The organism is Pseudomonas sp. NPDC086112 (assembly GCF_044746425.1).
Lineage (GTDB): Bacteria > Pseudomonadota > Gammaproteobacteria > Pseudomonadales > Pseudomonadaceae > Aquipseudomonas.
In genome coordinates this window covers 118484-135514 of the sequence record NZ_JBIVCD010000011.1, presented here as the reverse complement: position 1 = coordinate 135514, position 17031 = coordinate 118484, and the positions used below count along the sequence as shown (strand labels likewise).

15 protein-coding genes and 1 riboswitch are annotated in these 17031 nt (G+C 60.5%); of the genes, 12 read left to right on the top strand and 3 right to left on the bottom strand.

The window, feature by feature from the left end; genetic code table 11:
* Positions 1-150 precede the first annotated feature (150 nt).
* The 5 genes from ACIPLA_RS11000 to ACIPLA_RS10980 are packed head-to-tail and all read left to right on the top strand — an operon-like array spanning position 151 to position 5526.
* A complete protein-coding gene (locus ACIPLA_RS11000) occupies positions 151-1443 on the top strand; it encodes an OprD family porin (RefSeq protein WP_218398197.1) in 1293 nt (430 codons plus the stop codon).
* 39 nt (positions 1444-1482) lie between these two features.
* A complete protein-coding gene (locus tag ACIPLA_RS10995; protein WP_401173142.1) occupies positions 1483-2460 on the top strand; it encodes a Bug family tripartite tricarboxylate transporter substrate binding protein in 978 nt (325 codons plus the stop codon).
* Between the two features lie 58 nt (positions 2461-2518).
* Entirely contained in the window at positions 2519-2977 is a 459-nt protein-coding gene (locus tag ACIPLA_RS10990; RefSeq protein ID WP_401173141.1) for a tripartite tricarboxylate transporter TctB family protein, read from the top strand.
* 1 nt (position 2978) lies between these two features.
* Positions 2979-4493 (top strand): tripartite tricarboxylate transporter permease, encoded by a 1515-nt coding sequence (locus ACIPLA_RS10985; protein ID WP_192344354.1) that lies wholly within the window; start codon positions 2979-2981, stop codon positions 4491-4493.
* Positions 4486-5526, top strand: coding sequence for an AbrB family transcriptional regulator (locus tag ACIPLA_RS10980; RefSeq protein ID WP_401173140.1), 1041 nt, complete (start codon positions 4486-4488; stop codon positions 5524-5526). The genes ACIPLA_RS10985 and ACIPLA_RS10980 overlap by 8 nt, the downstream gene beginning before the upstream one ends.
* A 115-nt stretch (positions 5527-5641) precedes the next feature.
* Here the strand turns inward: ACIPLA_RS10980 and ung are convergent, their stop codons facing one another.
* Positions 5642-6334: a uracil-DNA glycosylase gene (gene ung / locus ACIPLA_RS10975; protein WP_008074486.1), complete on the bottom strand. Its 693-nt coding sequence runs from the start codon at positions 6332-6334 to the stop codon at positions 5642-5644.
* A 132-nt stretch (positions 6335-6466) separates the two neighbouring features.
* Here ung and ACIPLA_RS10970 point away from each other — a divergent pair, with 132 nt between their 5' ends.
* On the top strand, positions 6467-7579 hold the full coding sequence (locus ACIPLA_RS10970; protein WP_401173139.1) for an enoyl-CoA hydratase/isomerase family protein: 1113 nt from the start codon (positions 6467-6469) through the stop codon (positions 7577-7579).
* A 53-nt stretch (positions 7580-7632) separates the two neighbouring features.
* On the opposite strand, the gene ACIPLA_RS10965 is transcribed toward ACIPLA_RS10970, so the two are convergent.
* On the bottom strand, positions 7633-8085 hold the full coding sequence (locus ACIPLA_RS10965; protein WP_225603452.1) for a hypothetical protein: 453 nt from the start codon (positions 8083-8085) through the stop codon (positions 7633-7635).
* A 212-nt stretch (positions 8086-8297) separates the two neighbouring features.
* Positions 8298-8537, bottom strand: a complete 240-nt coding sequence (locus ACIPLA_RS10960) for a hypothetical protein (RefSeq protein ID WP_401173151.1) — start codon at positions 8535-8537, stop codon at positions 8298-8300.
* Positions 8538-8820: 283 nt separating this feature from the next.
* A riboswitch (guanidine-I (ykkC/yxkD leader) is annotated at positions 8821-8921 on the top strand.
* A gap of 62 nt (positions 8922-8983) precedes the next feature.
* Between ACIPLA_RS10960 and ACIPLA_RS10955 the strand changes: the two genes are divergently transcribed.
* The 6 genes from ACIPLA_RS10955 (at position 8984) to uca (ending at position 17021) form a co-directional block, all read left to right on the top strand.
* Positions 8984-10051 carry a putative urea ABC transporter substrate-binding protein gene (locus tag ACIPLA_RS10955; RefSeq protein WP_218398211.1) on the top strand — a complete coding sequence of 356 codons (1068 nt, stop codon included), beginning with the start codon at positions 8984-8986 and terminating at the stop codon, positions 10049-10051.
* A 17-nt stretch (positions 10052-10068) separates the two neighbouring features.
* Entirely contained in the window at positions 10069-10884 is an 816-nt protein-coding gene (locus ACIPLA_RS10950) for an ABC transporter permease (RefSeq protein WP_401173138.1), read from the top strand.
* Entirely contained in the window at positions 10881-11669 is a 789-nt protein-coding gene (locus ACIPLA_RS10945; RefSeq protein WP_401173137.1) for an ABC transporter ATP-binding protein, read from the top strand. Before ACIPLA_RS10950 ends, ACIPLA_RS10945 begins: the two co-directional genes overlap by 4 nt.
* Positions 11670-11681: 12 nt before the next feature.
* Positions 11682-12407, top strand: a complete 726-nt coding sequence (locus tag ACIPLA_RS10940; RefSeq protein WP_192344347.1) for an urea amidolyase associated protein UAAP1 — start codon at positions 11682-11684, stop codon at positions 12405-12407.
* Between the two features lie 11 nt (positions 12408-12418).
* Positions 12419-13072, top strand: a complete 654-nt coding sequence (locus ACIPLA_RS10935; protein ID WP_401173136.1) for an urea amidolyase associated protein UAAP2 — start codon at positions 12419-12421, stop codon at positions 13070-13072.
* A 307-nt stretch (positions 13073-13379) separates the two neighbouring features.
* Entirely contained in the window at positions 13380-17021 is a 3642-nt protein-coding gene (gene uca / locus ACIPLA_RS10930; RefSeq protein ID WP_401173135.1) for an urea carboxylase, read from the top strand.
* Positions 17022-17031: the final 10 nt, after the last annotated feature.

Below are 17031 nucleotides of genomic sequence, written 5' to 3'. Positions count from 1 at the left end.
CCGTGAAAGTCAGCTGAAAGGTTAGCGAAAGGTTGGCCGGTTAGAGTCCAGCCACGGACAGTTTCGACTGCCGTTGCTAGTGCCCATAGCAGTACGAGAAACGCCTCGAAGCGTTTTCGCCAATAAGAACAATAAACGGAGTACGTCACCATGCTGTCCATGCAGCTTCAGGCTCGCCCGCCTGTTCGTTTTTCCCGCCTCAGCCACACCGCCCTTGCCAGTGCCGCCGCCCTCGCCGGCTTTTCGCCGTTGAGCCAGGCTGCCTTCTTCGAAGACAGTACGGCAACCTTCGAAACCCGCAACATGTATTTCAACCGCGACTTTCGCGACGGTACCAGCGCCCAGCAATCCAAGCGTGACGAATGGGCCCAGGGGTTCATGCTCAATCTGCAATCGGGTTACACCGACGGCACCGTGGGGTTCGGTGTCGATGCACTGGGCATGCTCGGAGTAAAACTCGATTCGAGTCCGGATCGCACCGGCACCGGCCTGTTGCCGACCCATGACGACGGTCGCGCGGCTGACGAGTATTCCAAGCTCGGCCTGACCGGCAAAATGAAAATCTCCGCCACGGAACTGAAAATCGGCAGCCTGATTCCGGAACTGCCGATCCTCAAACCCAACGACGGGCGCATTCTGCCGCAGACCTTTGAAGGCGGCCTGCTGACCTCCAAAGAGATCAAGAATCTGACCTTCACCGGCGGGCGTCTGGAGAAAGCCAAGGACCGCGACAGCACCGACTTCGAGGACATCGCCCTCAACAACAAGAACAGCCGCTTCGCCGGCACCGTGGCCGGCAAGCACTTTGATTTTGGCGGCGTGGACTACAAGTTCACCGACAAGATCACCGGCAGCTACCACTTCGCTCAGCTCGATGAAGTCTACAACCAGCACTTCGTCGGTGTTGTTGCGTCGCAACCGTTCGGCCCTGGCACGTTTGGCACTGATCTGCGATTGGCCATCAGTGACGACGAGGGCGCGGCCCGGGGCGGCAAAATCGACAACAAATCCCTGAACGGTCTGGTGAGCTACGCCTTGAACGGGCATAAACTCAGCGCCGGCTATCAGCACATGTCCGGTGACAGCGCTTTCCCTTACGTCGATGGCAGCGATCCGTACCTGGTCAACTTCGTGCAGATCAACGACTTTGCCGGCGCCGAAGAACGTTCCTGGCAGGCACGTTACGACTATGACTTCGCCAAACTCGGCATTCCCGGCCTGAGCTTCATGAGCCGTTACCTGAGCGGCGACAACATCAAGCTCAAGAACGGCGACGAAGGCAAAGAGTGGGAACGCAACACCGAGATCAAATACGTCGTACAAAGCGGTGCCCTGAAGGATGTCGCCGTACGCCTGCGCAATGCCACCTACCGTTCCAACTACTCCGCTCGCGATGCCGATGAAGTGCGTCTGCTGGTGAGCTATAGCGTTGCCCTTTGGTAAACATCACGTCCAATAACAATAATGCCCGTGGAGACTCAAATGAACTTATCACTGCGTAAAGTTGCTCTCGCCGCCAGCTGTGTGCTGTTTGCCAGCCAATTGATGGCCGAACCGAAACGTCCGGAATGCATCGCCCCGGCCTCGCCAGGCGGCGGTTTCGACCTCACCTGCAAACTGGCGCAAAGCGCGCTGGTGAATGAAAAACTGCTGACCAAACCGATGCGCGTGACCTACATGCCCGGCGGTGTCGGCGCGGTAGCGTACAACGCGGTGGTCGCTCAACGCCCTGCCGATGCCGGCACGCTGGTGGCGTGGTCCAGCGGTTCGCTGCTGAACCTGGCCCAAGGCAAGTTCGGTCGTTTCGATGAAAGCGCGGTGCGCTGGCTGGCCGCCGTTGGCACAAGCTATGGCGCCATCGCGGTAAAAAGCGATTCGCCTTACAAGACCCTGGACGATCTGGTCAAAGCCCTGAAGAAAGATCCGGGTTCCGTAGTGATCGGTTCTGGCGGCACCGTCGGCAGCCAGGACTGGATGCAAACCGCACTGATCGCCAAGGCGGCCGGGATCAATCCGCGCGACCTGCGTTATGTCGCCCTCGAAGGCGGCGGTGAAATCGCCACCGCCCTGCTCGGTGGCCACATCCAGGTCGGCAGCACCGACATCTCCGACTCCATGCCACACATCCTGAGCGGCGACATGCGCCTGCTGGCGGTGTTCTCCGAGAAGCGTCTGGACGAGCCGGAAATGAAAGACATTCCGACCGCTAAAGAGCAAGGCTACGACATCGTCTGGCCGGTGGTTCGCGGCTTCTACCTCGGGCCAAAAGTCAGCGACGAAGACTACGCCTGGTGGAAAGACGCCTTCGACAAACTGCTGGCCTCCGAGGACTTCGCCAAGCTGCGCGATCAGCGTGAACTGTTCCCGTTCGCCATGACCGGCCCGGAGCTGGACACCTACGTGAAGAAGCAGGTCGCGGACTACAAAGTGCTGGCCAAAGAGTTCGGCCTGATCCAGTGATCGCCTCTGTCTAGCGGCCACGACCCCGGTTCTCGGGGTCGTGGCCCAGGAGTTCCTCATGCTCATACAACGCATTTTCGCTTCGGTGCTGTTGCTGGCCTGTATTGGCCTGGCCCTGATGGCGTGGCCGTATCAAGCGGCTTTTTCCTACGAACCGGTCGGGCCTCGGGCCTTCCCTCTGTTGATGCTCGGCCTGATGGGCCTGGCTTTGCTGTACATGGTGTTTCGACCGGCGCCGATCGTGCACAGCGACGATGACCCGAAACTGGACCGCGAAACCCTGATCAAAATCGGCATTTGCGTGCTGCTGTTGCTGGTGTTCGCCGGGACCTTCGAACCTCTTGGTTTCATCGTCGCCAGCATTCTGATCGGGATCCCGATGGCACGCCTGTATGGCGGCCGCTGGCTGCCCAGTGCGGTGATCATCAGCCTGATGGCCATCGGTCTTTATCTGCTGTTCGACAAGTTGATGGACGTGCCACTGCCGCTGGGCGTGCTCGACGTTCTGGAGAACTGATATGGATACTCTAGGCTATTTGGGTCAGGGCTTCGGCGTCGCGCTGACCCCATACAATCTCGTGACCGCGCTGTGCGGCACCCTGATCGGTACCGTCGTCGGTCTGTTGCCGGGGCTGGGCCCGATCAACGGCGTGGCGTTGCTGATTCCGATCGCATTCGCCCTCGGCCTGCCACCGGAGTCGGCGTTGATCCTGTTGGCGGCGGTGTACCTGGGTTGCGAGTATGGCGGCCGGATCAGCTCGATCCTGCTGAACATTCCGGGCGAAGCCTCCACCGTGATGACCACCCTCGACGGTTATCCGATGGCCCGCAAAGGCCTGGCCGGTGTAGCGCTGTCGCTGTCGGCGTGGAGCTCGTTCATCGGTGCATTCATTGCGACGTGCGGCATGGTGCTGTTCGCCCCGCTGCTGGCGAAATGGGCGATTGCCTTCGGCCCGGCGGAGTATTTCGTGCTGATGGTGTTTGCGATTGTCTGTCTCGGCGGCATGGCCGGCGACCGACCGCTCAAGACCTTCATTGCAGCGCTGATCGGTCTGTTTCTGTCCAGCGTCGGGATCGACGCCAACAGCGGCGTATACCGTTTCACCGGGGATAACATTCACCTGACGGACGGCATTCAGTTTGTCGTGCTGGTATTGGGCCTGTTCTCCATCAGCGAAATCCTCCTGCTGCTGGAAAAAACCCACCGCGGCCAGGAAGCGGTGAAAGCCACCGGGCGCATGATGTTCAACTTCAAGGAAGCCTCGGCGGTGTTCGTGGTGAACATCCGTTGCGGTTTGCTGGGCTTCATCATGGGCGTGTTGCCGGGTGCCGGCGCGACATTGGCCAGCGCTGTGGCCTACATGACCGAGAAACGTATTGCCGGCGCCAAGGGCACGTTCGGACAAGGCGATATGCGCGGTCTCGCGGCGCCGGAAACCGCCATCGGCGGCGCCGCCTGCGGTGCACTGGTGCCAATGCTGACCCTCGGGGTTCCGGGTTCGGGCACCACGGCGGTGATGATCGGCGCGCTGTCGCTGTACAACATCACCCCTGGCCCGCTGTTGTTCCAGCAGCAACCGGACATCGTCTGGGGGCTGATCGCGTCGTTGTTCGTCGCCAACGTGATGCTGGTGATCCTCAACATTCCGATGATCCGCATCTTTACCCGCATCCTCGCCGTGCCAAACTGGGCGCTGGTGCCGGTGATCGCGATCATCACCGGGATCGGTGTCTACGCGGTGCATGCCACCACGTTCGACCTGTTCCTGATGATCGGCATCGGTATCTTCGGCTACATCCTTCGCAAGCTGGACTTCCCGTTGTCGCCGGTACTGCTGGGTTTCATCCTTGGAGGTCTGATGGAGCAAAACCTGCGTCGTGCCCTGTCGATTTCCAACGGTGCGCTGGAAATCCTCTGGTCGAGCCCGATCACATTCGGTTGCTGGGTGTTGACTGCAATCATGTTGCTGATGCCGCTGCTGCGCATCTGGCGCAAACGTTCGGTCGCCCGGCGCGCTATCGCCGATGTCTGATCGCACCCCGTTCAAAAGCTGGTGGGGAACACCGCTGGTCGGTCTGCTGGGCGGTTACCTCGCCAGCCAGATCGGCTGGCCGCTACCGTGGATGGTCGGCTCGTTGCTGGCGATCATCCTGGTGCGCTGCCTGACTCCCTGGCAATTGGCGGAAATCCCGGGCGGGCGCAAGTGCGGCCAGTGGATCGTCGGCATCGGCATCGGCCTGCACTTCACCCCGGTGGTGATGGAGCAGGTGTTGAGCCACTTCGGTCTGATCTTCTTCGGTGCGTTGGTCACCAGCCTGTCCGCGGTGGTCGGGGTCTGGTTGATGCGGCGCACCGGGGAAGATCGCGCCACCGCATTCTTTTCCAGCATGCCCGGTGGCTCCGGCGAAATGGTCAACCTTGGCGCCCGCAACGGCGCGGTGCTCAGCCGTGTCGCGGCGGGGCAAAGTTTGCGGGTGTTGGTGGTGGTGTTGTGTGTGCCGGCGGCGTTCAAGTATCTGTTGGGCGACGGTGCGCCGGTCTTGCATCCAACGACCATCAATTGGTGGTGGCTGGCCATTCTGTTTCCGGCGGGCGCCCTTGCCGCCTGGATCTGGGAGCGGCTGCGACAACCCAATCCCTGGCTGTTCGGACCGTTGCTGGTGACTGCGACGGTGAGCATTGCCTGGGACCTGCACATCGGTCTGCCCAATGGCGGCAGTCAGATTGGCCAGTGGCTGATTGGCAGCGGGTTGGGGTGTCACTTCAATCGGCAGTTCTTCCGGCGGGCGCCGTCCTTCATGGGCCGAACCCTGCTCGGCACGGTGTTGACCATGTTGATCGCGACCCTGGCGGCATTGGGTTTGAGTGCACTGACTCAGCTGGATCTGCGCTCACTGACCTTGGGCATGATGCCCGGCGGGATCGCCGAGATGAGTTTGACGGCAGAAACCCTGCAATTGTCGGTACCGTTGGTGACGGCGATGCAGGTGATGCGGTTGTTGTTTGTATTGTTTCTGGCGGAGCCGTTGTTTCGGTATTGGAACCGGGAGCCGGATTGTCCCTGATAGACCGAGTCGCCTTCTTCGCGGGCAAGCCTCGCTCCTACAGGATTTCGGCTAGTCGCGGGTTTGCGTCCGGCACAAAATCTGTAGGAGCGAGGCTTGCCCGCGAAGGCAATCTTCAGACCGACGGCAATCGCCACTCGATCGGCGTCTCGCCATTCTGTTCCAGAAACTTGTTCGCCCGGCTGAAGTGCCCGCAGCCGAGGAAACCGCGATAGGCGGACAACGGCGAGGGGTGGACCGAGGTCAGCACCAGGTGTTTGGTGGCGTCGATGAGTTTCTGCTTGCTCTGGGCATGCGCCCCCCACAGCAGGAATACCAAATGTGGTTGATGTTCGCTGACCACTTCAATAATCCGGTCGGTAAAATATTGCCAGCCCTTGCCCGCATGGGCGTTGGCATTCGCGCGTTCCACGGTCATGGTGGTGTTGAGCATCAACACGCCCTGCTCTGCCCAACTCTGCAGATAGCCGTGATTGGGAATGTCGATGTTCAGGTCGCGCTTCAACTCTTTATAGATGTTCACCAGCGATGGCGGTGCCGGCACGCCAGGTTGCACCGAGAAGCACAACCCATGGGCCTGACCCGGGCCGTGATAAGGGTCCTGACCGAGGATGACCACTTTGACCTTGTCCAGCGGCGTGGAATTGAGCGCGTTGAAGATCATTGGTCCGGGAGGATAGATCTCTTTGCCCGCCGCGCGCTCCTGTTGCAGGAATGTGCGCAACTCTGCCATGTAAGGCTGGTCGAATTCGGCACGCAGTGCCTCCTTCCAGCTCGGTTCGAGTTTGATACGGTCGTCAGCAGTCATGGTTACATCCGGCAAAAACAATGGGGCGAACCCTAGGAAAGCCCATCACGCTTGTCAATTGATCTGACGCAGATCCGGCACTTTCCTATAGAGCGATCATACTAAACGCTCAATTTACCGATCGAGGTCACGATGAATCTGCACTTCGAAGAACTCACCGGCACCGACGGCGCACGCATCGGCATCGCCAGCCTGGATGCCGAAAAATCCCTCAACGCCCTCTCCTTGCCGATGATCAACGCCCTGCGCGATCAACTGGACGCCTGGGCCAAGGAGCCACAGATCGTTTGCGTGCTGCTGCGCGGCAATGGCACTAAAGCTTTTTGCGCCGGCGGGGAAGTACGCAGTCTGGTGGAGGCGTGTCGCGCCCTTCCCGGCGAAGTGCCGCCCTTGGCTGCACACTTCTTTGCGGCAGAATATCGCCTCGACTTCAACCTGCACACCTACCCGAAACCGCTGATCTGCTGGGGTCATGGTTACGTGCTGGGCGGTGGCATGGGGCTGCTGCAAGGGGCGAGCATTCGGATCGTCACGCCAAGCAGCCGGCTGGCGATGCCGGAGATCGGCATCGGCTTGTACCCGGACGTCGGCGCCAGTTGGTTTCTGTCGCGGTTGCCCGGCAAGCTCGGATTGTTTCTCGGCCTGACCGGCGCCCAGATGAACGGTCGCGATGCGATCGATCTGGACCTCGCCGACCGCTTCCTGCGCGATGATCAACAGCATGAGCTGATCGAAGGTTTGCTGCAATTGAACTGGCAGGAACAGACAGCCATGCAGCTCAACAGCCTGCTCAAGGCCTTGCAGCAGGAAGCGATCACGCAGCTGCCCGAGGCGCAGTGGCTGCCTCGACGCGAGCTGATCGACGAACTGCTGGATGTCAGCGACGTTCGTTGCGCCTGGAAGGCCATCAGTGCGCTGCGCGATCATTCCGACCCGCTGCTCGGTCGTGCCGCCAAAACCATGGCTGAAGGCTCGCCCCTGACCGCTCATCTGGTGTGGGAACAGATCGTTCGCGCCCGGCATCTTTCGTTGGCTCAAGTCTTTCAGATGGAATACACCATGAGCCTCAATTGCTGCCGTCATCCGGAGTTCAGCGAAGGTGTGCGGGCGCGGTTGATCGACAAGGACCAGAAACCTCATTGGCACTGGCCGGACATCAATACTGTGCCGGAGGCGGCGGTGGAGGCGCATTTCCATAAGGTCTGGGAAGGACGGCATCCTCTGGCGGATTTATCGGAATACTGAAAATTCAGGCACAAAAAAAGCGGCGCTTCATGCGCCGCTTTTTTATTGAGTGTTTACCAGCGATTGCCACGGCCATCCCGATCGCCATCACGGTGATCGCCCCTACCGCCACGATGATCCGACCTGCTGTGGCCTCGATAGTCATCACCCCGACCGCTGCGGTGACGGCCATCCCAGCCCCTACGGTCATGACGGTCCCATCCACGATTCTGATAGCCGCGGTAGTCGTAATAGCGCGGTGCCGATTGATAAACCCGCGGCTGGTGGTAATAACGCGGCGTTGGTTGGTAATACCGTGCAGGCGGTGAGTAATACCTGCTCGGGGCGGAATAGTAACGGCTATCGGAGTAGTAAGACCCGCCACCGGAGTAATACGGCGCTGGGGACGTGTAAACCTCGGAACGGTAGTAGCTGTCTCCTCCGTCGGAATAGGGTACGCACGCACCAAGAAACAATCCCAATAGAGCAATCAGCAGAATTTGGTGGAGCTTTTTTTGACAGAGCATGGCGGCCTCCTGGACCGCGAGTGAGCCATACCAGCGACGCTGGCAGGCGACAGTCAATTGTTCACAACTGTCGAAAGATCAGACAGTGAATTCGGAATCTGGTGCGTTCCTGTAACACGTTGAAACAAGTAGCCGATGAAAGGTTCTTCATCTTTCACACAAGAAAACGGCGCGTCCGGGTAGCCGGACGCGCCGTTGCATTCATGAGCTGATCAACGGTGCCCGCGATAGTGCCCGCCGTGATGGTAATGACGGGGACCACTGAAATAATAGTAACGATAGCCGCCGTAAAAACGCGGGCCGCCGTAGTAGTAAGGTGAGTAGTAATAGCCGGGATAGTAATAGGGTGTCGGATAAATATCACCGCCACCTGCATAGTAGTAACAGCCGGACAGGCCCAAACCAAAAAACATGCTGAGCAACATTTGGCGGAGCTTTTTTTGACAGAACATGGAGGCCTCCTGAAAGACCTGCAACAGCAGTCGACTCACACCTGTTTTGACTTTCAAACCTGCACCGAGTGCCAAACGGTATCAGCCTTCAGATCAGCGGCCAGCCCGTCCATCTACGGTGCACGGTTGCGCGCCAACGCACCATGACAAGGCAAGGCGCACGCCCCCTTTATCCGCCCCCTTCCCTACATGCCCCCACCCAGAGGGTTCAAGCCGAGTTGGCACGGCTCTCGCTTAACCAAAGGCGTGCAGGAGTCATCACAGGTTCGCGGCACCACAATTTGCAATGGCTGACTAGGGTTCCGGCTCGCTTAGGCGAGTGGCTGGTCCGAGAGTTGGCGACCTCCAGTTGAGGTTACACGGCGGGACAAAAGCCCGGGAGACAAGCCACCGTTCGCGGTGCCGCTGCCTTCCTGTCCGCCCTTGATCAACTGGAGAACCATCCCATGTCCCGACTTCGTTTACCCACCCTGCTTGCCGCTGCTTTTGCAGCCCTCGTGAGCGTCTCGTCCCAAGCCGCACAGAAAGACCATTTCAGCGTCTGCTGGACTATTTATGCCGGCTGGATGCCCTGGGAATATGCAGGCAGCCAAGGCATCGTCGACAAATGGGCGAAAAAGTACGGCATCAAAATCGATGTGGTGCAGCTCAACGATTACGTCGAATCCATCAACCAATACACCGCCGGCCAGTTTGACGGCTGCACCATGACCAACATGGATGCGCTGACCATTCCGGCTGCCGGTGGCGTCGACAGCACAGCACTGATCGTCAGCGACTTCTCCAATGGCAACGACGGCATCGTGCTCAAAGGCGAAGGCAAGAAAGTCGCCGACCTCAAGGGTATGGACGTCAATCTGGTTGAGCTCTCTGTCTCCCATTACCTGTTGGCCCGTGCTCTGGATTCGGTAGATCTCACCGAGAAAGACCTGAAAGTGGTCAACACCTCCGACGCCGACATCTCGGCCGCCTTCAACACCGCCCAGGTCAACGCCGTCACCACCTGGAACCCGATGCTCTCGGACATCAAGGCCAAGCCCGGCGTGACCGAAGTCTTCAACTCAAGCCAGGTTCCCGGCGAAATCATGGACATGATGGTGGTCAACAGCGCCACCCTCAAAGACAACCCGGCCTTGGGCAAAGCGCTGACCGGCGCCTGGTTTGAAGTGGTGGAATTGATGAACGCCAAAAACGCAGCCAGCAAAGCCGCTCTCGAACACATGGCCAAAGCTTCGGGCACCGATCTGGCCGGTTTCCAGGCGCAACTCGACACCACCAAGCTGTTCGCCACCCCCCAGGAAGCCTTGGCGTTTTCCACCAGCAAGCAACTGCCCGACACCATGCGCAAGGTCGCCGAGTTCTCCTTTCAACACGGCTTGCTGGGTGAAGGCGCCAAGGACACCAGTGCCATCGGCATGGCCTTCGCCAATGGCGTGACCAGCGGCGACAAGACCAACCTCAAGCTGCGCTTCGACCCGAGCTATGTGCAGATGGCTGCCGACTCCACGTTGTAACAACGGAGGACTAGGCCATGCGCCTGATCAATCGCCACCCGGATCGCCCGAGTCGCCTGCTGTTGGTGATCCTGCCGTTCGCCCTGGTGTTGTTTGCCTACTTCATGGGCTCGGCCGATCGGCTGATGGACAACCCCAACGACAAACTGCTGCCCAGTGCCGTGCAGATGACCGACGCGGTGAAACGCCTGGCCTTCACCGCCGACACCCGCACCGGTGAATACCTGCTCTGGCAAGACAGCGCCGCCAGCCTGCGACGGCTGGCCATCGGCCTCGGCATCAGTGCATTGGCCGGGCTGTGCCTGGGCATCGCCGCCGGAACCCTGCCGCTGTTCGGCGCACCTTTGTCGCCGGTACTCACGGTGCTGTCGATGGTGCCGCCACTGGCGATCCTGCCGATTCTGTTCATCGTGTTCGGGCTGGGGGAGTTGTCGAAAGTGATGCTGATCGTGATCGGTATCACCCCGTGCCTGGCCCGGGACCTGGAACAGCGCGCCCGGGAAATTCCCGTCGAGTTGCTGATCAAGGCGCAGACGCTTGGCGCTTCGACCTGGACCTTGATGCTGCGCGTGGTGCTGCCGCAATTGTTACCGCGCCTGTTGATCTCGCTGCGACTGATGCTGGGTTCGGCGTGGTTGTTCCTGATCGCTGCCGAAGCCATCGCCTCCACCGATGGTCTCGGCTACCGGATTTTCCTGGTGCGTCGCTACCTGGCGATGGACGTGATCCTGCCCTATGTCGTGTGGATTACCCTGCTTGCCTGGCTGATGGACTGGGGCCTGAAACGCCTGACCCAGCGTGCTTTTCCTTGGTATGAAGGAGCGCGGGTATGAGCTTCATCACGGTGCAAAACGTCTGGCAGCAATACGCCGATCAGGTAGTGCTCGAAGGGCTGAACCTGAGCGTCAACGAGGGTGAGTTCTGCACCTTGGTCGGCGCGTCAGGTTGCGGCAAATCGACTTTCCTGCGGCTACTGCTGGGCCAGGAACGGGCCAGTCGCGGCGAGATTCTGTTGGACGGCCAGGCCCTGGCCAGCGAACCGGATGCCAGCCGTGGCGTGGTATTCCAGCGCTACTCGGTGTTCCCGCATTTAACGGTGCTGGACAACGTCGCCCTCGGCCTCGAACTGCCGCGTTCACCACTACTTGGGCGCTTGTTTGGCAGCGCTAAAAAAGACGCACGCGAACAAGCCTCAGTGTTGCTGCACAAAGTCGGCCTCGGTCACTCGCTGGACAAGTACCCGGCGCAGCTCTCCGGCGGTATGCAACAACGCTTGGCGATTGCCCAGGCGCTGATCATGAAGCCGCGCGTGCTGTTGCTCGACGAACCCTTCGGCGCGCTCGATCCGGGCATCCGCAAGGACATGCACGGCTTGCTGCTGGAACTGTGGCGCGAGACCCAGCTGACAGTGTTCATGGTCACCCATGACCTGTCGGAAGGTTTCAGCCTCGGCACCCGTTTGCTGGTGTTCGACAAGGTCCGCATCGATCCGCACGCCCCCGGCGCCTATGGCGCACGCATCACCTACGACATCCCTTTGAACAGCGACCGCCGCGCCCATCGCGCCGCCGTCGACGCCCTGCCGGCTCCGTTGGCAGGTTCGCTTCGCATCGCTTAGAGGAATTTACACATGACTGATTCGACCCAGCTGTTCCCGCCCTTCGCCGAAGAAATGCTCCCCGGCGGCGGCCATCGTTCTTTCGTTCTGAAACGCGGCCAATTACTGCGCCTGACCGACCTGCGCGGCGGTGCCAATGTCAGTCTGACGCTACTCAACGCCAACGAAAAAACCGAACGCCTGAACCTGCCCGACAGCCTCAAATGCCAACACACCGCCAAGCTCACCACTGGCCATTGCCTGTACTCGGACATGGGCCGCGTATTGGCGGCAATCACTGCCGACACCTGCGGCTGGAGCGACAGCCTCGGCGGCGTGCTGTGCGCTGAAGAGGTCGCGCAAAAGTACGGCGCGGGCCGCTATCAGGAACTGCGTAACGGCTTCTTCCGCAACGGCACCGACAACCTGTTGGTGGAATTGGGCAAATGGGGGTTGGGCCTGTCCGACCTGCTGATGACCCTCAACCTGTTCAGCCGCGTGAACGTCGATGGGGCCGGGCATTTCCACTTCGTCGAAGGCCATTCCAAGGCCGGTGACTACATCGAGTTGTACGCGCCGATGGACACCCTGGTGGTGCTCACCGCGCTGCAACATCCGATGGATCCGGCGCCTGAGTACGCACCCAAACCGCTGAAGCTCAGCTGGATGAACGCCGATGCGAGTGTCGCCGAACACTGCCGCACCTCGCGCCCGGAAAACGAGCGCGGCTTCATCAACACCGACCGTCTGTTCGCCTGAGGATCGCTGCCATGTCACTCGCTATCGCCACCGCTGCCGTTACTACAAACAGACAACCAGAAACCGCGATCTACAGCGCCACCATCCCCGCCGGCGAACCCTGGGTGATGGAGGTCAAGGCCGGCCAGACCTTGCGCATCCTCGACCTGGAAGGCAATCAGGCCGTCGACACGTTGTTCTACAGCCTCGCCAATCCCAAGGAGCGCTATGACGTACAGCGCACGTTGCGTCGGCAGAACAGCGTCTACCTGAGCACCGGCAGCGTGCTCTATTCCAACCTCGGCAAACCGATGTTGACCATCGTCGCCGACACTTGCGGGCGTCACGACACCCTCGGCGGTGCCTGCGCCCAAGAGAGCAACTCCGTGCGTTATGCGCTGGAGAAACGCTACATGCACAGCTGCCGCGACAACTACCTGCGCGCCTGTGCCCACGATGGTCGGCTGGGCAAGGGAGACATCGGGCCGAACATCAACTTCTTCATGAACGTGCCGGTGACGGCCGACGGTGGCCTGACCTTCGAAGACGGGATTTCGGCGCCGGGCAAATACGTCGACCTGCGGGCCGAGATGGACGTGATCGTGCTGATCTCCAACTGCCCGCAACTGAACAATCCGTGCAACGCCTACAACCCGACGCCTGCGGAGCTGCTGGTATGGAACTGAAATTTTCGCGTTTGCGGCGGTGGTTGTTTGTCTTGTGCCAGGCCCGCTCCGGGCAGTGCATCAAAAAGTAAAAACACCACAACCCAAATGTGGGAGCGGGCTTGCTCGCGAAGGGGCCGTCACATCCAGCATTGATGTCGACTGACACTCCGCTTTCGCGAGCAAGCCCGCTCCCACAGGGAGTCGGTGGTGTTTTTAAGTGAACTGATTCTGCCGCCGAGGACGACCTCAGCGCCTATCGAAAAACTGCGGGACGGCCCGCATCCCAGGTCGAGGCTGATGCTTTATCGCCTCCGGGGGTTATGCCATGTTCGAAAAAGTCCTCATTGCCAACCGCGGCGCCATTGCCTGTCGCATCTTGCGTACCTTGGGTGAATTGCAGGTCAAGGGTGTCGCGGTTTACTCCGAAGCCGATGCCGCCAGCCTGCACATCCTGCAAGCCTTTGAATCCCACAGCCTCGGTGAAGGCGCGGCCGCTGGCACTTATCTGGCGGTCGACAAAATCCTCGCCATCGCTAAATCCAGTGGCGCCACGGCGATTCATCCCGGTTACGGTTTTCTCTCGGAAAATGCCGCATTCGCCCAAGCCTGCGAAGCGGCCGACATCGCCTTCATCGGCCCCACACCGGAGCAATTGCGGGTGTTCGGCCTCAAGCACACCGCCCGCGCCCTGGCCAAGCAACACGGCGTGCCAATGCTCGAAGGCACCGAGCTGCTCGATAGCCTCGATGCAGCGTTGATAGCAGGCGAACAGGTCGGCTACCCGGTGATGCTCAAAAGCACCGCCGGCGGTGGCGGGATCGGTATGCGCGTGTGCCGCAGCGCCAGCGAATTGAGCGAATCCTTCGAAACCGTCAAACGCCTTGGTCAGAACAATTTCAGCGACGCCGGCGTGTTCATCGAGAAGTACATCCAGCGTGCCCGGCATCTGGAAGTGCAGGTCTTCGGCGACGGCCAGGGCGAGGTGCTTGCCCTCGGCGTACGCGACTGCTCAGTGCAGCGACGCAACCAGAAAGTCCTCGAAGAAACCCCGGCGCCGAACCTGCCCGAGGGCATGGCCGAGGAACTCTGTGCAGCGGCCATCAAACTGGCCAAAGCGGTGAATTACCGCAGCGCGGGCACTGTTGAGTTCGTCTTCGACAGCGATGCCCAGCGTTTCTATTTTCTTGAAGTGAATACCCGTTTGCAGGTGGAGCACGGCGTCACCGAACAAGTGTGGGGCGTGGATCTGGTGCGCTGGATGGTGGAACTGGCAGCCGGTGATTTGCCGCCGCTGCGCGAGTTGAGTCAGGGATTGAAAGCCGACGGTCATGCGATTCAGGCACGACTCTATGCCGAAGATCCGGGTCGGGATTTCCAGCCGAGTCCCGGTCTGCTCACTGCCGTCAATTTCCCGGTTACCGATGGCAAACACCTGCGCATCGACACTTGGGTCGAGGCCGGTTGCGAGATCCCGCCGTACTTCGATCCGATGATCGCCAAGGTCATCAGCTGGGCGCCGACTCGCGAAGCAGCACGCGCCGATCTGCATCAGGCTCTGGGCGACAGCCTGCTGTACGGGGTGGAAACCAACCGCGATTATTTGCGGCAGATTCTACTCGATACGCCTTTTGCCAGCGGCCAGCCGTGGACCCGTTGCCTGGAAGGCCTGGTCTATCAAGCCAACACCCTTGAAGTGCTCAGCGCCGGCACGCAGACCAGCGTTCAGGACTATCCGGGACGCCTCGGTTACTGGGCGGTGGGCGTGCCGCCATCGGGGCCGATGGACAGCCGGGCACTGCGTCTGGGCAATCGCTTGCTGGGTAACGATCAAGGTGCAGCGGCGCTGGAAATCACCATGAGCGGGCCGCTGCTGCGTTTCAATTGTGAGGCGGTGGTGGCCGTTACGGGTGCGGTGATTCCGTTGATGCTGAACGGTGAAGTAGTGCCGATGAATACTGCACTGTTGATTCCCGCCGGTGCCACTTTGAGCCTCGGCACCATTGGCGGCGCAGGCGCGCGCAGCTATCTGTGCCTGCGCGGCGGCGTGCAAGTGCCGGATTATCTGGGTAGCAAAAGTACCTTCACCCTCGGCCAGTTTGGTGGCCATGCCGGTCGTGCATTGCGTGCTGGGGACGTATTGCATATTCCGGCCTTGAGCGACCACAGCGCCGGGCAACACCTGGCGATCCAGCACGTTACCGAGTTGCCCGCCGTGCGGCAGATTCGGGTGATCTACGGCCCTCACGGCGCCCCGGAATATTTCACCGAAAACTACATCGGCACCTTCTTCGCCACGCAATGGGAAGTGCATTTCAACTCCAGCCGCACCGGCGTGCGGCTGATCGGGCCGAAGCCGGAGTGGGTGCGGGCCGACGGTGGTGAAGCGGGATTACATCCGTCGAATATTCATGACAATCCGTACGCCATTGGCGCGGTGGATTTCACGGGGGACATGCCAGTGATTCTGGGGCCGGACGGCCCGAGCTTGGGCGGGTTTGTCTGCCCGGTGACGGTGATCGAGGCGGACCTTTGGCAGCTGGGGCAGCTCAAGGCTGGGGATAAGGTTCAGTTTTTGCCGGTCGATCTCAGGACCGCCCGCAACCTCGCCCTGAAATGGGATCAATGTGGGAGTGGGCTTGCTCACGAAGAAGTTGATGTGGTGCCTGATCTGGCCCCTTCGCGAGCAAGCCCGCTCCCACAGGGGATTGTGTCGCCTGTGGTGTTGGATTTGGGTCAGGGGAATACGCAGCTGGTTGCACGTCTGTCGGGCGACACCCATTTGTTATTGGAAATCGGTGCCCCCGAACTGGACCTGGTCCTGCGCTTCCGAGCCCACGCGCTGATGCAGGCGCTGGAAAGCAAAAACCTGCACGGCGTGATCGACCTGACGCCGGGCATTCGCTCACTGCAGGTGCACTACCAACCCGAACAGCTGCCGCTGGCCGATCTGCTGGGCATTGTCGCCGGTGAATGGGACGCCGTGTGTGCCGCCAAGAACCTGCAAGTGCCCACGCGCATCGTCCATCTGCCCCTGTCCTGGGATGACCCGGCCTGCCAATTGGCGATCGAGAAGTACATGACCACCGTACGCAAGGACGCGCCCTGGTGCCCGAGCAATCTGGAGTTCATCCGCCGCATCAACGACCTGCCGAACCTCGACGAAGTGCAGCGCACCGTGTTCGACGCCAGCTATCTGGTGATGGGGCTGGGCGATGTCTACCTCGGCGCACCGGTCGCCACCCCGCTCGATCCTCGGCATCGCCTGGTGACGACCAAGTACAACCCGGCCCGCACCTGGACCGCGGAAAACTCGGTAGGCATCGGCGGCGCCTACATGTGCGTGTACGGCATGGAAGGCCCGGGTGGTTATCAGTTCGTCGGCCGCACCTTGCAGATGTGGAACCGCTACCGTGAGGTTGCGGCATTCGATGGCAAGCCGTGGCTGCTGCGCTTCTTCGACCAGATCCGGTTCTACCCGGTGCGCGCCGATGAACTGTTGCGCATTCGTCGGGATTTCCCGCTTGGGCGCTTTGATCTGAACATCGAACACAGTCAGCTGAATCTGGCGGATTACCAGGCGTTTTTGGCGAAAGAAGCCCAGAGCATCGCGGCATTTCGGGATCAGCAAAAAAGCGCGTTCAACGCCGAGCGAGAACGCTGGATCACCAGCGGCCAGGCGCATTTCGACAGCGAAGAGCTGGCCCCGGAAGTGACTGAAGAGGCACCGCTGGCCGACGGTCAACAGAGCGTCGATAGCCACATCGCCGGCAACCTCTGGCAGGTTCAGGTGCAGGCTGGCAGCCGGGTCGCGGCGGGGGATGTGCTGGTGATTCTGGAGTCGATGAAGATGGAAATCCCGCTGCTCGCGCCCATGGCGGGCGTGGTACGGGAGATTCGCGCGCAACCAGGTTCGGCGGTGCGCGCCGGGCAGCGTGTGGTGGTGCTGGAACTCGACTCAAGCCATTGAAAAAGGATTA

Coding starts and splice junctions, on each gene's coding strand:
- uca (WP_401173135.1), top strand. CDS start 13,380: ATGTTCGAAAAAGTCCTCATTGCCAACCGCGGCGCCATTGCCTGTCGC.
- ACIPLA_RS10985 (WP_192344354.1), top strand. CDS start 2,979: ATGGATACTCTAGGCTATTTGGGTCAGGGCTTCGGCGTCGCGCTGACC.
- ACIPLA_RS10980 (WP_401173140.1), top strand. CDS start 4,486: ATGTCTGATCGCACCCCGTTCAAAAGCTGGTGGGGAACACCGCTGGTC.
- ACIPLA_RS10960 (WP_401173151.1), bottom strand. CDS start 8,537: ATGTTCTGTCAAAAAAAGCTCCGCCAAATGTTGCTCAGCATGTTTTTT.
- ACIPLA_RS10990 (WP_401173141.1), top strand. CDS start 2,519: ATGCTCATACAACGCATTTTCGCTTCGGTGCTGTTGCTGGCCTGTATT.
- ACIPLA_RS10935 (WP_401173136.1), top strand. CDS start 12,419: ATGTCACTCGCTATCGCCACCGCTGCCGTTACTACAAACAGACAACCA.
- ACIPLA_RS10945 (WP_401173137.1), top strand. CDS start 10,881: ATGAGCTTCATCACGGTGCAAAACGTCTGGCAGCAATACGCCGATCAG.
- ung (WP_008074486.1), bottom strand. CDS start 6,334: ATGACTGCTGACGACCGTATCAAACTCGAACCGAGCTGGAAGGAGGCA.
- ACIPLA_RS10955 (WP_218398211.1), top strand. CDS start 8,984: ATGTCCCGACTTCGTTTACCCACCCTGCTTGCCGCTGCTTTTGCAGCC.
- ACIPLA_RS11000 (WP_218398197.1), top strand. CDS start 151: ATGCTGTCCATGCAGCTTCAGGCTCGCCCGCCTGTTCGTTTTTCCCGC.
- ACIPLA_RS10965 (WP_225603452.1), bottom strand. CDS start 8,085: ATGCTCTGTCAAAAAAAGCTCCACCAAATTCTGCTGATTGCTCTATTG.
- ACIPLA_RS10940 (WP_192344347.1), top strand. CDS start 11,682: ATGACTGATTCGACCCAGCTGTTCCCGCCCTTCGCCGAAGAAATGCTC.
- ACIPLA_RS10950 (WP_401173138.1), top strand. CDS start 10,069: ATGCGCCTGATCAATCGCCACCCGGATCGCCCGAGTCGCCTGCTGTTG.
- ACIPLA_RS10995 (WP_401173142.1), top strand. CDS start 1,483: ATGAACTTATCACTGCGTAAAGTTGCTCTCGCCGCCAGCTGTGTGCTG.
- ACIPLA_RS10970 (WP_401173139.1), top strand. CDS start 6,467: ATGAATCTGCACTTCGAAGAACTCACCGGCACCGACGGCGCACGCATC.